This window comes from Marinomonas sp. THO17 (assembly GCF_040436405.1).
Classification (GTDB): Bacteria; Pseudomonadota; Gammaproteobacteria; order Pseudomonadales; family Marinomonadaceae; genus Marinomonas.
In genome coordinates, this window is sequence record NZ_AP031575.1 from 543,096 (window position 1) to 560,000 (window position 16,905).

The window sequence follows — 16,905 nt, forward strand, 5'->3', positions numbered from 1 at the left end:
AAGTCTACTATGGATTACGAAGCCGCTTTCCAACGGGAAAGAAAAGCTCGAAAACAAGCCGAATCAATACTCGAGCAAAAGAGTCGAGAATTGCATTTTGCTAACTCTGCTTTAAAAGAAAACGTAGAGTCCCTTCATTTTGCTGTCGAAAAAAATAAGTTTCTTATTCATATAGGTGACTATGGTATCAATCGTCCTAAGCTTCGTGACTTTCTTCCCATATTGTTAAAGAACATGATGTCGTTAAGTAACATGGCTTTCTCAGCTTTCATTCACTTTCCGTTTAACAGCCAACAAAGCCATTTTCTTTCACCAATTTACCGAAAACCAAGTGCTGAATCCGATGAGCAAAATGAACTCTCTATACCGGATGGCGACCTAAAGAATATTATTTGGGAAATTGAAGCCCTCATACGTGAAGAAAAAATTTTGCTCACTAAAAACATAAAGATAGCGATAGATAATCAAGATATCGACACTGTCATCGCCATCCCCATCATTAGCTTAGAGCATTTAAGCGGGATTCTTATTTTATTTAATAACGGCATAACACAAACACAAGCACAACTATTAAAGGTATTTGAGTCAGGAACCAAACAACTTGCCATCATAATGGAACACAGATATCAAGATGATAAATTGCTTGAAAGTTATAATGAAATTTCAAAAACCAATCAGGCATTGAAAGAAGCACAAAAACAGCTAGTACAGTCCGAAAAAATGGCTACAGTGGGACAATTATCCGCAGGTATCGCCCATGAAATTAACAATCCGATGGGCTTTATCAAGAGCAATATTAACTCTTTATCGAATTATCTAGACGATTTCATTCGCTATATCAAAGTAACCCAATCCCTTTCGTACCAAGACCATCAACCCAATGATGAATTAATCAATATAATCAAAAAATTAGAAGAGATTTGGCAAGATGTAGATATGAATTTCTTGCTTGGAGATACAAAGCAGCTGTTAGAGGAATCCCAACAAGGGATAAAGCGTATCATCGACATTGTCGGAGGATTAAAACGCTTCTCTCGTCAATCTGACGACCAAAAGGAACCTTGCGATATAGTACTAATTATTGAAGAGGCATTAAAACTGGCGAGTAATGAACTAAAATACAAAGGTAACATCTCAAAAGAGTTTCAAACGGTTCAACTAATTCAAGGCAACAGCGGTGAACTCTTACAGGTTTTTTTGAATTTATTTGTGAATGCCGCGCATGCTATGGATGAACAGGGAGAATTACACATTAGGATTAATGACGCCCAAACAGGCGTTAAAATCAGCATTACTGATAACGGCTGCGGCATAGATGAAGTGCACTTAGAATCCATATTCACCCCCTTCTTTACAACAAAAGAAGTGGGTATTGGTACTGGACTCGGTTTGTCCATTTCTTATGGCATTATTGAAAATCATCAAGGCTCAATAGAGGTCACCAGTAAAGTGGGTAATGGTACTAGCTTTAACATCTTTCTGCCCTACACAACCAAAAAAGTGAATTTGAATTCAACGGAGAAGGCTGAATGACTGAGAATGATGTGGATATGGACATAAAAGAAACGGAAGAAGTGTCAAACTTACTTTTAGTAGACGATGAAGCCAATGTTTTATCCTCACTAAAGCGTTTATTTCGTAAAAGCAATTGTCATGTTATAACAGCAAGCAGTGGCCAAGAAGGGCTGGAAGTCTTAGCTGAGCATAATATTGATGTCATTATTTCAGATGCCCGTATGCCAGAAATGAGTGGTCCAGAATTTCTTGGCCTTGCCGCTGAGCAATACCCAAACACTGTCCGATTCCTGTTAACTGGACAAGCCGACATGGAATCGGTTATTGATGCAATCAACCTAGGCAAAGTTTCTCATTACATTCAAAAACCCTGGGACGATGATCAAATCAAAAAACTGGTCAGTGACGCTCTTGAAACCATAAATTTAAAGAATAAGAATGAACAACTGCACGCTCTTCTTGCCGAAAAAAATGCCAAGCTGACAGAGTTAAACGAATCCTTAGAAGCAACCGTCAAGGAACGCACTCAAAAAGTCATAGAAATTAATGCCGCTCTTCAGGAGAACTATAAGCATACCGTTGATTTATTCGCCAATCTTTTGGACATGCGAAGTGCTCCCAGCAGCAATTCAGATGTGCCAGACATTATTAATTTAGTAATGAGTATCGCTGCCAAGTTGAATGTTCCATTACGTGAACAAAGTCATTTGGAAAGAGCTGCGAAAATGCGCTATATGAGCCATGTGTGTTTTTCCGATGAGTTACTGACGATTCCCTACTCTCTATTGTCTGACAAACAAAAAAAAGAATATGAACAATACCCAATCCAAGGCGCCAATCTCATTAGGAATATACGTCCTCTGGTGCCTGTTGCACAGATCATTCTTTACCATAAAGAATACTTAAATGGTGAAGGCTACCCAAACGGAGAAAAAGCTGACAGCATCCCCAAATCAGCCAAAATACTTGCCGTCGCTAATGATTATATTGAACTGAGAGTTGGTCGCTTACTTGAAACGCCAATGTCAAACCAAGAGGCGATTGATTATCTGGTTGCAAAAGCCGACACTTTTTATGACAAGGAAGCGGTTAATGCACTAAAAGAATTGCTTTCATTGCAGAAAACCACCAAACCTATCAGTAACCAATGTGTTAACAGTTCACAACTCCAAGCAGGCATGATACTGGCTCAAGATTTAACCAATCACAATGGCGACCTACTATTACCCAAAGGCGCCACATTGGCTGAAAGTAGCATCATTATTTTAAACAATTTAGAACACAATAATGATCAAGATTTCCAATTGTTTGTCGATATTCCTGTTGGAATGGAGGTGCCTAATTCATTAATAGAATCTCAACCTAGTTAATTCAGTTGCCGTTTTCCATAAATAGTGATGCACCAAGTGTATAAAAATAGTGTCGGAATGCGTTACCAATTCGCTCTCTTTGCTCACCTTGAGGATATAACCCTCTTTGAGTATCAATAGAATACCGAGTCCCTCGCACTAAAAATGGATTCGTCGGACAGGCATCTTCCACAAAGGCTTCAAAAGATCGAGCACACAACTCTTCAGGTTTCGCATAATACAAAATGTTATATTCTTGATCGGCTTTTTGAGAAGCTCGAAAAAGCTCACTTGGCTCGCTCCCTGAAAGATTAAGCATAATGGCCTTAAAACAAGCAATCAGTGCAATATTCAAAGGGTGATGACGAAAGTTTTCTGTATCCGATGTATTAAGCCAAACATTGGAGGCAAAACTCATTGATGGTGTTTGGGGATATAACTTATCCGCCATATAATGATCAAAAGCATGAAACCACTCATGCGCTAAACTGCCAGCACCGGCGTTTTTTGCCAAGGCAAGCTGTCGAGTTGAAGGAGTATAATGTGCAGCTACGCCCGGCTGCCCTCCTTTCCCATATTGCAACCCCAGGCTTCCTCGAAGAGAAATTAAGCTTTCAGGTCCCTGTAAAACGCCCATCAAATCGACTAAAGCCCGATGAAAATGTAAGGCTGCCTGATCTCTTTCTTCAGGCGTAACCCAGCTACCAATTTCGATTCCACGAAAATCAAACTGGCGTCGTATTTCCACAAAAGAAATCTCATTATGGACAGAATAATTCATAGACTAAGCATTCTTGATAAATTCATATTTATTGGCAAACACTCATCATTTATTGATATACGCTATGGCATTAGGATAGATGAACTTTTTGTATTTTTAATACTGCCCTCAAAAAAACAATAATTTAATACTTGGCTGTCAGTGCTGAAGCCATTAAAGCATTCCATTCATCATCTAATGGCACTTCAAACACTTTTTTCTCTCCATTTAACTCAATAACTAATCGTGTGGCGTGTAAACACAAACGCTTAAAACCAAGCGCCTTGCTTGCTTTCAAGTTTTCCGCAGGAGAATATTTATCATCCCCAACAATGGGGTAGCCAGCATGCAATGTATGCACACGAATTTGGTGAGTTCTACCTGTGACTGGTTCGCATTCTATTAGACTGTAACCTTCAAATTGACGTACTAACTTAAATAAAGTCAAACTGTCTTTGCCTTCAGTGTGTACTTTTACAATACGTTCTCCTGACTTAAGCTCATTTTTCAGCAGTGGTGCATTCACTTGTTGTTTACGTTTAGGCCAGCTGCCATAAACCAAAGCCAAATAAGTTTTCTGCACGCCCTCTTTTTCCCGTAACGCCGCATGCAAATCTTTGAGAACAGAACGTTTCTTGGCAATCATGATCAATCCTGATGTATCTCGATCAAGACGATGCACCAACTCAATGAATTTTTCCTGTGGTCGCATTTGCCTTACCACTTCAACCAAACCAAAACTCAATCCACTACCACCATGTACGGCAAGCCCAGTTGGTTTATTTATCACAAGCAACCCGTTATCCTCATAAACAATACGGGACTCAATGTCATTTTTTAGTCGATCAGGTAATTCTGGCTTTTTTGACACAGGGGCAAGCACAATTGGCGCAATACGCACCACATCTTCATTTTGCAAACGATAATCTGGTTTGATTCGTTTTTTATTGACCCGAATTTCGCCCTTCCTTAATAAGTTATAAATTTTGCCTTTGGGCACACCTTTCAAAAAAGTAAGAAGGAAGTTATCAATCCTTTGTCCGTGATTGTTTTCATCTATTGTAATGTAGCGAACGGCTGGTCGTTCTGTTAATTTTTGTTCTAATTCGGACATATGCAAAGATTGGTTTCCTTTATAATTGAAGCACTTAGTTTTTACTGCTATATTCACATTCGCAAAGGGTAAGAGGTAACAAAACGCCTCGAAGATAAGATGCAAGAAATGAATGAAACTGCCAAAGCGACACTTTGGCCCTATCTTACCTCTGTAACAGTTAATCTTAAATATTAAACCGCATGATTCGGAAAAATCCGCGTCAGTGGCAGGAATTTCATTAAGTTGCTCAACCTCGCGTTTGCGTAGTTTGACCAAAAGGCAAAGAAACGAGACCAGTTAAAGAGACTATTTAGTAATTATCGAGGCAGCGACCGCTACAAGCGTTTAGTTAGAAATAAATGAGTCATTGATTCATCTCGCCGGACAAAAAACTGAATGATTTGCTCTATAATTTTGAGTCAGATTGATTAATGCTTGCCCTGACACTGCTGTGGCTATTTCGTATCAGCTAACAGAGTTCACATACACAATGATTAGAATGTTAATAAATGCAACTCAGCAAGAAGAATTGCGTGTTGCCTTGGTAGACGGTCAGCGTCTATACGATCTTGATATCGAATCCGGCTCTCGTGAGCAAAAAAAATCCAATATATACAAAGGTAAAATTACTCGTGTTGAACCGAGTTTAGAAGCTGCCTTCGTAGACTTTGGTGCAGAACGACATGGATTCCTTCCACTCAAAGAAATATCCAAAACCTACTTCTCTAAAAAAGTCAGCAATGATGGTCGCATCAATATCAAAGATGTGATCAGCGAAGGCCAAGAAGTTATTGTTCAAGTTGATAAAGAAGAACGAGGCAACAAGGGTGCGGCACTAACAACTTTCGTCAGTTTGGCTGGTCGTTACCTAGTATTGATGCCTAATAATCCGCGTGCTGGTGGTATTTCTCGCCGTATCGATGGCGATGATCGTTCACAATTAAAAGAAGCCATGTCTGGTCTTTCTACTCCAGAAAATGGCGGCTTGATCGTCCGTACTGCTGGCGTAGGGCGATCTACGGAAGAGCTACAATGGGATTTGGATTATCTAGAAACTCTTTGGGCCTCCATCACCAAAGCGGCAGCAGAAAAACCTGCACCCTTCTTAATTTATCAAGAGAGTAATATTGTTATTCGCGCCATTCGTGATTATTTACGCGAAGACATTGGTGAAGTACTTATTGATGAAAAACAAGCTTACCAAGATGCAGTCAACTTTGTGATGCAGGTGATGCCGCATTTCAAATCTCGTATCAAGCTTTATACTGATTCCACCCCTTTATTTAACCGTTTCCAAATCGAAACTCAGATAGAAACCGCCTTCCAGCGTGAAGTCCGCCTGCCTTCTGGTGGTTCCATTGTCATTGACCCAACAGAAGCCCTAGTCTCTATCGATATTAACTCAGCACGGGCAACCAAAGGTGGTGACATCGAAGAGACGGCATTGCAGACTAACTTGGAAGCAGCCGATGAGATTGCTCGTCAATTACGTCTTCGTGATATCGGTGGTTTGGTGGTTATTGACTTCATCGATATGACACCAGTACGCAATCAGAAAGAAGTTGAAAACCGTATGAAAAATGCCCTAGAGGCTGATCGTGCGCGAGTGCAATTAGGCAGGATTTCACGCTTTGGATTGTTGGAAATGTCTCGTCAGCGCTTGCGCCCTTCTCTTGGCGAAACCAGCGGTATTGTGTGTCCTCGTTGTAACGGGCAAGGCTTCATTCGTGATGTAGAGTCTTTAGCCCTATCGGTACTTCGCCTTATTGAAGAAGAATGTGCAAAAGAAAGAACCGCGCAAATACGCGCCGTATTACCTGTTTCTGTTGCCACCTTCTTGCTAAATGAAAAGCGTACCAATATTGCTAAAATTGAAAAACGTAACAGTGTTCATATCATATTGGTGCCAAACCCACACATGGAAACCCCCCACTTTGAAGTGGAACGGATTCGTGATGACAACTCAGTTATCTCTCAAAATGACACCAGCTACAATTTGGTAGAAACACCTGAACAACCCCCTTACGAGCCAAGACAAGTAAGCGAAACCCTTCATCAGCAAGCTGCGGTAACTAGCATTGCACCTAAGGCCCCTGCACCGGCACATTCTGCTTCAGCAACGAAAGCCAAATCCACAAACCCAAGCTTGCTAAAACGCATTTTAGTGGCTCTATTTGGTGATGCTTCTGGTCAAAAAACCAACAACAAGAGCAACACCTCAAAAGCCTCTGCAAATAATTCGAAGAATCGAAACAATAAGGGTAAAAACAACCGCCCTAACCGCAACAAGCGCAACCTGAAACACCAAAGCAATGAACGCGCTGATGCTATGCAAGAGAAGCCGCGCTCTACTCGCCAATCACGTCGCGAGCAAGCTGAGGCTGGTCATAATAACGCTAATAAGAATGGTCGTCGCAATAACCGCTCTAATCGTAATAACCAAGACGGCAAGGTAGAAACACAAGAGCAAGCAAAAGTGTCTCGTCCACCAAAAGAAGTGCCTGAGGTGAAGGAGCGTAAACGTGATCGCAATGAAAATCGTCGTCGCAACGGTAAAATAAAAGACGAGGCTCAAGAGGCCGCCAAGTTACAAGAAGTAGCAGAAGCAACAAAAGCGGAAGCAGTACAACAAACACAAGCTGACATTCAAGAGTCTACTAGCGAAAACACTCAAGATGACACTCAGCCTCGTCGTTCTCGTCGATCTCGCCGCTCCCGTCGTCCGCAAAACAATGAAAATACAATTATTGAAAATAGCAAGGTTGAAGACAAGCTAGTTGAAGAAACAGACGTTTCCGAAGACAAGCTTGTTGCATCGGCGACAGACGCCAGTGTAGAGATCATAGATGAATCGGTAACACCTGTAAAAAATGAGCTAAATACACGTGATACTGATACCGCTTCCGCAGCCCTCGACGCATTAGATGAAAATGCCAATCAGGATGATAATAAGCCAACCGTAGAACCCTATGCTGAAGACTCTCAGGCGACTGTAGAGCACACAGAGCAAGTACCAGCAGGAGCTGAAGTTGAAACAGAAACCGCTGAGAAAACGGAACAAAAAGCAAAAGTTAAGCCTAAAATGTCCGTTAAAGCTCAAATAAGTACTGAGGTTCCTTCAGTTCAGCAAGAAAGCGAAGTTGCAGAGCAATCAAGGACTCAATCTGATCATTCGGATGTGTCTCTAGAAGAAACGCAAACGATGACAACCTCTTCTGAAAAAGTTGAACAAGCTGAAGAAATAGATAAAATCGAAGAACAAGCTACTGATGAAAAGGCTTCTAGGGTTGAAACAAGTGCCGTAAGTGTGGAAGTAGAGGCTCAAGAAACCAATTTGACGCCAGAAACAGAAGCGCAAAAAGTAAATAATGAACCACTTGCTGAAGTTGAGCCAACTGATGTAACAACAGACGAAAACAGCGAAGTTACTACTAAGAAGGTTCGTGTTGCTCGTCGCGGTCGCGGTAAACCTGCTACCAAACCGGTAACCGAAACGGCAGCTCCGGTAGAATTGCCGGCGGCTATTTTGGCTCAACAAGAAAAATTTCGCCAAGAACAAGAAGAAAAACGCAATGCATCTGCCTCTCGACGCCGAGCATCAAAAGGCCGTGTTAAAAACGACCCAAGATTAATGCGTGAAGAGAGCCAAACGGCTGAAGAAAGTATCGAATCAAATTAGATTTATAGGATGTAATATTTTCTTCCCATAAAGAGCCCGCCTTTGCGGGCTCTTTTGCAGAGATATGTAGACTTTTATTCAACGGACTGATATTGATATAAAAACGGATAGGTAGACTGAATGATCATTGATTTTTCTCGTTTTAAGGATTGGACATTGGTAGGTGATTTATTCGGTGGCGCTACTACCGCTATCGTTTCCCTACCACTGGCATTGGCTTTTGGTGTCGCCTCTGGGGCTGGCGCGGAAGCAGGTTTATGGGGTGCTATTTTGGTTGGTTTTTTCGCCGCGGTGTTTGGTGGCTCAACCAGCTTAATCTCAGAACCCACTGGCCCCATGACGGTTATAATGACGGCCGTTCTCACCAGCATGATGGCAGCTAGCCCCGAAAGTGGTTTAGCCATGGCTTTTACAGTTGTTATGATAGCCGGACTTTTTCAAATTACCCTTGGCTATCTTAAGCTTGGAAAATACATCACCCTCATGCCTTACAGTGTCATATCAGGCTTTATGTCTGGTATCGGCGTTATCTTAATTATCTTGCAACTTGCTCCTTTTCTTGGACATCCATCCCCTCCCGGTGGTGTTGTCGGTACACTCACCGCATTACCAAACCTATTAATGAACTTGAAATTCTCAGAACTTTTTTTAGGCTTATTAACCCTAGGGGTGTTGTTTTACTTACCTAAGAAATGGCGTCGTTTCGCCCCACCTCAGCTCATTGCATTGGTGGTTATTACGTTAATTTCCATCATATTATTTGATACAGACGACGTAAGGCGTATCGGTCTCATTCCATCAGGTTTGCCATCCATTCACTGGCCAACGTTTGAATTTCCTGTGATTATGGAAATGGTCATCAATGGCTTAGTGCTTGGTACATTGGGTTGTATCGATACTTTATTAACTGCTGTGATTGCAGATAGCTTGACCCGTAAAGAGCATGATTCAAACCGAGAGCTTATTGGTCAAGGTGTGGCAAACTTTGTTTCCGGCCTGCTGGGTGGCTTACCTGGTGCAGGCGCAACAATGGGAACCGTAGTTAACATTCAAACTGGCGCTAAATCTCCTCTTGCCGGTATAACCCGCGCGCTAATATTGCTCTTAGTCGTATTAGGAGCCTCACAGTTGATTAGCCCGATTCCGATGGCAGTATTAGCTGGAATTGCTTTGTATGTGGGCATAAATATTCTTGACTGGAGTTTCTTAAAACGCGCACATAAGGTTGCTCTCTCTCCTACCATCATAATGTATGGCGTAATGACATTAACCGTCTTTGTGGATTTGATGGTTGCTGTTGGCATAGGTGTTTTCATTGCAAACATCATGACCATCGAAAAGCTTAGCCGTTTACAATCGGGTAATGTAAGAGCCATTAGTGACGCAGACGACGACATACCACTTACCGAGGCTGAAAAAGGCTTATTGGATAATGCAAATGGAAATGTTTTGTTGTTCTATCTTTCAGGACCAATGATCTTTGGTGCAAGTAAAGCTATCGCTAAACATCATAACCGTATACATAACTACAAAGCCGTAGTATTAGATCTCAGTGCCGTACCTATGATGGACCTAACCATAGGTCTTGCTCTGGAAAACGCCATTAAAGATGCGATAGACGCCAATTGCGCTGTTTATATTTACAGCCCAAATGGGCAAACGACCGAACGTCTGGAAAAACTTGGCGTCATAAGTCGTCTACCCAGCGATGCCTTCTGTGACTCTCGTCTTGAAGCATTAGAACAGGCAGTCGAATGTATATCTGCTAATCAAAACGCGTAACATTTGGTCTGATAAAACCAAGTCTTTCATATCAAGTTGTGCATTAAGGCCTGATTTCGGTAGATCATCGAATTCAGGCCTTTTACAAATACACTAAATCAACTTGTCATAGATTGATTGTTTACACTCACAGTGACTTTTCGCTGAGTATTTCGATCCACTAATTCCTGAAACGATTTTGTCTCTTCTATACGTTCCATACCGAAAGACGTAAAGTGTTCTTCGGTATAATTTTGCCTAGCCAATAATGGATTCGTATATATCTGAGTGATAGCATCATATGCAACCATTGCTGTTTGTAGCCCACCCGTCAAAGTTAACTCACTGTCCTCTGCAAACAATCCAACAGTAAATTCTAGCTTATCAATATGGCCATACAACTTCTCTAACTCCTTATTAATGGTTGAGTTATGAGAAAGCTGTTCAAAGGAATCTAACCTTTGCAAGCCAAATTTTTCTCTATAATCATTGTAAGATCTCAGCTGCCAATCTCGTCCCTTGTTAATCATAGACTGTTCCGCAGGCATCAAGAAAGCTGGAACATTATCAAGAGTGATCTGCCCAGCGGCTTGCTGAGTAGCTGCCTCTAGCAAATTACTTAAGCCTTCTTGTGTTAACAACGAAAAATTTTGTACAAAACTTTCACTTCGACCTGAAATCTCTAACGCGTCAGGAACTAAGCCATGCCATCGATATAAAAGATTAAACTCGGCAGCGATCCAAGGCTCACGATACCAATCTTTTTTCTCGACATAACTGGGATCCATAATTAACACGTCAACCCCAGCAATATGGTTTACATAATCTTCTATAACAAGCTTCATTAATACGACTGTGTTAATGATTCGTGCGGTATGAAACAGTCGATCATCATCCCAATCTGGATACAAAATCGACAAATTATCACAAATATTATTATGCTCCCTTAAAAACAAAGTGCTCATCACCATATGGCCAATAATAGAGTTGCCGCGCTCTAAACCTGTGGCAAACAACTGCGTTTTTTGCTCTGTGGTTAAATTACCAAAAATTGATTCCATCCAATCTTTATCCGCGATATAAGGCAGTCTTTCATAACACTCTTTGACTTGCCATTCTCCTTTATCATTTAGTTCGCCTAAATAATCTGGATACTCTTCGCCATCAATAATTTGACTTTTTAATTTGCCCTTGCTCCCGGAACGAAGCATTAGAGCGACCTCTTCATTTGGGCCATAAATTTGGGCAAGATCGATATTGTGGTTCGATGTCGTCTTTCTAAGATCAATATGATCTGAACGAAAAAAACCATCCGTAAACCATTGAGCAAAAAACATAAAAAATACTGAAGAGCGTCCTTCTTTCAAACCATTCTCGCGCTTAAATAATTCAGTAACTTGTCCAAATGGATATTCTTTTGTTCCATCATTGGAAGGCAAGCCCTTAATAAAGCTATCTTCGGCAGGAGATAAATGAAGGTCAAAAAAAGATTTATTAGTAACGGTATGCCAAGTTAAATAGGAACTCGGCGGCTGATTCTTTTTATCAACAGGCGACCATAGGCTATAGCTATTTGGTCTTGCTGTAGTAGCCGTAGCCAATTGATTCGAAACAATTCTATTAATTAGACGAGTAACAAGGGGGAAAAAATTCACAATCCTTAATAGTCCGATTAATAATGAGCTTTTCATATAATTTTCCTTTTAGCTAGTTTTCCTATCCATCACCTATTTAGAATAAATGTCGTTTTCAAATTCTCAAACACCAGTATTCTACTCGGTAATGCCATTATTACTGCGATCTACTTTAAAACTAGAAATAACAATACGAGATGTATATTCCAGATATAATATCTCTATCAGAGTATATTGTTAACACAAGAAAAAGGGACAGAAGTAAGATGTAAACATAACAATGCCGTAACATGTTTTGTCATAGATCCCTTATACATAACAAGTTAAAAAGTTATGTTCTCGTGCTGCGCCCCAGCATTGACTAAATATTAGGCAACAATAGGAGCGGCTCTTGCTTTATTTAAGAACAGAACATCTGATAAATAATGAATTAAGTATTCTTTGGGAGCCCAGTAGAGCTTTATTTTGCTGAATGACAGCTGTCTTAAGCTATGGATTCCTATCCATTGAGACTAGAATATTGCCCGAATTCCTTCAAGCAGCAACAAGAAAAACATGATATCTCTTTCCTTTAGACACAATAAGAAAAACCAAAAAGCGTAACTTTTAAAACACTATATTCACAAAATTCGAAGCAGCATGACTCGCTGACAACCACAGTGACACAAGGAATCTGCTTGGATCTGATTATGTGAACAAAGAAGGTTTGACTTTCTTACAAACGTAAAAAGGCCCCGACCGTTTCCGATCAGGGCTTCTTAATTAAGATCTTGATAACGACCTACTCTCACATGGGATCTCCCACATGTTTATCCCCTTGAGGGACTACCATAGACATGGCGAGCGCCTGTGGCGTATAAAGAGCCACTTCTGAGTTCGAGATGGGATTAGGTGGTTAATTCGGTAGAACACCTCTACCTCAGAAAACTACTTTACCTATCTTCATTCTGACTTTCTTCCACACGTAAAAAAGCCCCGACCGTTTCCGATCAGGGCTTTCTGTATATGAAGCTTGACGATTTTTATGCCCTTTGCGGTACGACCTACTCTCACATGAGATCTCCCACATGCTTATCCCCTTGTGGGACTACCATAGACATGGCGAGCGCCTGCGGCGTATAAAGAGCCACTTCTGAGTTCGGGATGGGATTAGGTGGTTCAATCATACCATCGCAAGAATTGCGCCTTGGAGGTTTACTCCCCCTGCTTTTATTTTGAGCTTCTTACAGACGTAAAAAAGCCCCGACCGTTTCCGATCAGGGCTTTCTGTATGAGAAGCTTGACGATTTTTATGCCCTTTGCGGTACGACCTACTCTCACATGAGATCTCCCACATGCTTATCCCCTTGAGGGACTACCATAGACATGGCGAGCGCCTGTGGCGTATAAAGAGCCACTTCTGAGTTCGGGATGGAATTAGGTGGTTCAACCATACCCTTAATTTAGATCCAATGCAGCATGAGTCGCTGACGACGTCAGTGACGCAAGGCGTCGTGCTTGTATCGGATTATGTGAACAAGGAAGCTTTAACTTTCTTATAGACGTAAAAAAGCCCCGACCGTTTCCGATCAGGGCTTCTTAATTAAGATCTTGATAACGACCTACTCTCACATGGGATCTCCCACACTACCATCGGCGATGGCGCTTTTCACTTCTGAGTTCGGGATGGGATCAGGTGGTTCAACGCCTCTATGATTATCAAGAAAACTCGGATGTGCTCAGCACAAATTCGTTTACTTGTTCACTTTAACAATCAACTTTTGAAACAGCGATAATCAAGTATCAAACCGATTTATCGTAAATTCTTTGTAGCTCACTCTGTTTTCTTCAGAGTTCTGTAAAACCACTTTGGTGTTATATGGTCAAGCCTCACGAGCAATTAGTATTGGTTAGCTCAACGCCTCACAACGCTTACACACCCAACCTATCAACGTCCTAGTCTCGAACGGCTCTTTAGGGGACTTAAAGTCCCAGTGAGATCTTATCTTGAGGGAGGCTTCCCGCTTAGATGCTTTCAGCGGTTATCCCGTCCGAACGTAGCTACCCGGCAATGCCACTGGCGTGACAACCGGAACACCAGAGGTTCGTCCACTCCGGTCCTCTCGTACTAGGAGCAGCTCCTCTCAAATCTCAAACGTCCACGGCAGATAGGGACCGAACTGTCTCACGACGTTCTAAACCCAGCTCGCGTACCACTTTAAATGGCGAACAGCCATACCCTTGGGACCGGCTTCAGCCCCAGGATGTGATGAGCCGACATCGAGGTGCCAAACACCGCCGTCGATGTGAACTCTTGGGCGGTATCAGCCTGTTATCCCCGGAGTACCTTTTATCCGTTGAGCGATGGCCCTTCCATACAGAACCACCGGATCACTAAGACCTACTTTCGTACCTGCTCGACGTGTCTGTCTCGCAGTTAAGCGTGCTTTTGCCTTTACACTCTATGCATGATTTCCGACCATGCTGAGCACACCTTCGTGCTCCTCCGTTACTCTTTGGGAGGAGACCGCCCCAGTCAAACTACCCACCACACAGTGTCCTCGATCCCGATAAGGGACCTGAGTTAGAACCTCAAACATACCAGGGTGGTATTTCAAGATCGGCTCCACTAAAACTGGCGTCTTAGTTTCAAAGCCTCCCACCTATCCTACACAAGTAGGTTCAAAGTTCACTGTGAAGCTATAGTAAAGGTTCACGGGGTCTTTCCGTCTAGCCGCGGATACACAGCATCTTCACTGCGATTTCAATTTCACTGAGTCTCGGGTGGAGACAGTGTGGCCATCGTTACGCCATTCGTGCAGGTCGGAACTTACCCGACAAGGAATTTCGCTACCTTAGGACCGTTATAGTTACGGCCGCCGTTTACTTGGGCTTCGATCAAGAGCTTCGCCTAAGCTAACCCCATCAATTAACCTTCAAGCACCGGGCAGGCGTCACACCCTATACGTCCACTTTCGTGTTTGCAGAGTGCTGTGTTTTTAATAAACAGTCGCAGCCACCTGGTATCTTCGACCGACCAGTGCTTACGGAGCAAGTCCTTCACACCGGCCGGCGTACCTTCTCCCGAAGTTACGGTACCATTTTGCCTAGTTCCTTCACCCGAGTTCTCTCAAGCGCCTTGGTATTCTCTACCTGACCACCTGTGTCGGTTTGGGGTACGGTTCACACATATCTGACGCTTAGAAGTTTTTCCTGGAAGCAGGGCATCAACCACTTCGTCCAAAAGAGGACTCGTCATCAATTCTCAGCATTCTCTATTAAAGAGTGGTCCGGATTTACCTAAACCACTTGCCTACAACCTTAAACGCGGACTACCATCGCCGCGCTGGCCTAGCCTTCTCCGTCTCTCCATCGCAATATGCATAAGTACAGGAATATTAACCTGTTTCCCATCGACTACGCTTTTCAGCCTCGCCTTAGGGGCCGACTCACCCTGCCCTGATTAACATGGGACAGGAAACCTTGGTCTTCCGGCGAGGGAGGTTTTCACTCCCTTTATCGTTACTCATGTCAACATTCGCACTTCTGATACCTCCAGGGTGCCTTACAGCTTCCCCTTCAACGGCTTACAGAACGCTCCTCTACCATACATAAACAGCAAAACCATCTACATATCCGTAGCTTCGGTGTACAGTTTGAGCCCCGTTATATCTTCCGCGCAGGCCGACTCGACTAGTGAGCTATTACGCTTTCTTTAAAGGGTGGCTGCTTCTAAGCCAACCTCCTAGCTGTCTAAGCCTTCCCACATCGTTTCCCACTTAACTGTAACTTGGGGACCTTAGCTGACGGTCTGGGTTGTTTCCCTTTCCACGACGGACGTTAGCACCCGCCGTGTGTCTCCCGTGCTCATACTCATTGGTATTCGGAGTTTGCATGGGGTTGGTAAGTCGGGATGACCCCCTAGCCCAAACAGTGCTCTACCCCCAATGGCAATACACGAGGCGCTACCTAAATAGCTTTCGAGGAGAACCAGCTATCTCCGAGCTTGATTAGCCTTTCACTCCTATCCACAAGTCATCCCCGGACTTTTCAACGTACGTGGGTTCGGTCCTCCAGTTAGTGTTACCCAACCTTCAACCTGCTCATGGATAGATCGCCCGGTTTCGGGTCTATTCCCAGCAACTATACGCCCTATTAAGACTCGGTTTCCCTACGGCTCCACTACATGCTTAACCTTGCTACTGAAAATAAGTCGTTGACCCATTATACAAAAGGTACGCAGTCACCGAACAAGTCGGCTCCCACTGCTTGTACGTACACGGATTCAGGTTCTATTTCACTCCCCTCACTGGGGTTCTTTTCGCCTTTCCCTCACGGTACTGGTTCACTATCGGTCAGTCAGGAGTATTTAGCCTTGGAGGATGGTCCCCCCATGTTCAGACAGGATAACACGTGTCCCGTCCTACTCGTTTTCATTCAAAAGGCGTTTTCGTATACGAGGCTATCACTCTCTACGGCCGCTCTTTCCAGAGCCTTCTACTAACACCAATTAAACTTAAGGGCTAATCCCCTTTCGCTCGCCGCTACTCAGGGAATCTCGGTTGATTTCTTTTCCTCCGGGTACTTAGATGTTTCAGTTCCCCGGGTTCGCCTCGTATGGCTATGGATTCACCATACGATACCCGCAAGCGGGTGGGTTTCCCCATTCGGACATGTTCGGATCACAGCGTGTTTATCCACTCCCCGAACCTTTTCGCAGATTACCACGTCCTTCATCGCCTCTGACTGCCAAGGCATCCACCGTGCACGCTTAGTCACTTGACCATATAACCCAAAATAGTTTTTTAACTTTCTAAGTGATACTTAGTCCGTCACTACTCTGAACTACATACCAACGCCGCTTTTGTCTCAGCATTGGATTTACGATCTTAGATTGTCGTCATTCTTAATCAGAAGGAAGTAAGATTAAGCACAACGCAATCCACCGGTTTGACGCTTGATTATCGTCTATTTCAAAAATTAAATTGTTAAAGAGCAAGTTTAGTGCAAAGCACTAAGTCAGATGCTTGATGATTCCATCAAACCTCTTGCTTAGAACTCTGTCTAATTCGCTTTAAGATAAGTAACCATGAGAACTCATGGCCATCAGATAATTTGTGTGAACGCTCACC

General features: G+C 42.9%; 7 protein-coding genes and 2 rRNA genes. 4 read left to right on the forward strand and 5 right to left on the reverse strand.

Annotation, left to right across the window (positions count from 1 at the left end; translation table 11 throughout):
* Positions 1–9 precede the first annotated feature (9 nt).
* The gene (locus tag ABXS85_RS02615; RefSeq protein ID WP_353668495.1) at positions 10–1,533 is read left to right on the forward strand and encodes an ATP-binding protein; all 1,524 of its coding nucleotides are present in this window, start codon (positions 10–12) and stop codon (positions 1,531–1,533) included.
* Positions 1,530–2,885, forward strand: coding sequence for an HD domain-containing phosphohydrolase (locus ABXS85_RS02620; protein WP_353668496.1), 1,356 nt, complete (start codon positions 1,530–1,532; stop codon positions 2,883–2,885). Before ABXS85_RS02615 ends, ABXS85_RS02620 begins: the two co-directional genes overlap by 4 nt.
* A gap of 1 nt (position 2,886) precedes the next feature.
* Here the strand turns inward: ABXS85_RS02620 and ABXS85_RS02625 are convergent, their stop codons facing one another.
* Both ABXS85_RS02625 and ABXS85_RS02630 read right to left on the reverse strand, forming a co-directional pair.
* Positions 2,887–3,645, reverse strand: a complete 759-nt coding sequence (locus tag ABXS85_RS02625) for a CLCA_X family protein (protein WP_353668497.1) — start codon at positions 3,643–3,645, stop codon at positions 2,887–2,889.
* Positions 3,646–3,769: 124 nt separating this feature from the next.
* Entirely contained in the window at positions 3,770–4,738 is a 969-nt protein-coding gene (locus tag ABXS85_RS02630; protein WP_353668498.1) for an RluA family pseudouridine synthase, read from the reverse strand.
* A 481-nt stretch (positions 4,739–5,219) separates the two neighbouring features.
* Between ABXS85_RS02630 and rne the strand changes: the two genes are divergently transcribed.
* Both rne and ABXS85_RS02640 read left to right on the forward strand, forming a co-directional pair.
* A complete protein-coding gene (rne, locus tag ABXS85_RS02635; protein WP_353668499.1) occupies positions 5,220–8,399 on the forward strand; it encodes a ribonuclease E in 3,180 nt (1,059 codons plus the stop codon).
* Between the two features lie 120 nt (positions 8,400–8,519).
* Entirely contained in the window at positions 8,520–10,181 is a 1,662-nt protein-coding gene (locus ABXS85_RS02640) for a SulP family inorganic anion transporter (RefSeq protein ID WP_353668500.1), read from the forward strand.
* A 98-nt stretch (positions 10,182–10,279) separates the two neighbouring features.
* On the opposite strand, the gene ABXS85_RS02645 is transcribed toward ABXS85_RS02640, so the two are convergent.
* The 3 genes from ABXS85_RS02645 to ABXS85_RS02655 all read right to left on the reverse strand — a co-directional run bounded on the left by ABXS85_RS02645 (position 10,280) and on the right by ABXS85_RS02655 (position 16,558).
* Positions 10,280–11,851 (reverse strand): peroxidase family protein, encoded by a 1,572-nt coding sequence (locus ABXS85_RS02645; RefSeq protein ID WP_353668501.1) that lies wholly within the window; start codon positions 11,849–11,851, stop codon positions 10,280–10,282.
* 1,531 nt (positions 11,852–13,382) lie between these two features.
* Positions 13,383–13,497 (reverse strand): 5S ribosomal RNA (gene rrf / locus ABXS85_RS02650).
* Between the two features lie 155 nt (positions 13,498–13,652).
* Positions 13,653–16,558: ribosomal RNA gene (locus tag ABXS85_RS02655) — 23S ribosomal RNA — on the reverse strand.
* Between the last annotated feature and the right edge of the window lie 347 nt (positions 16,559–16,905).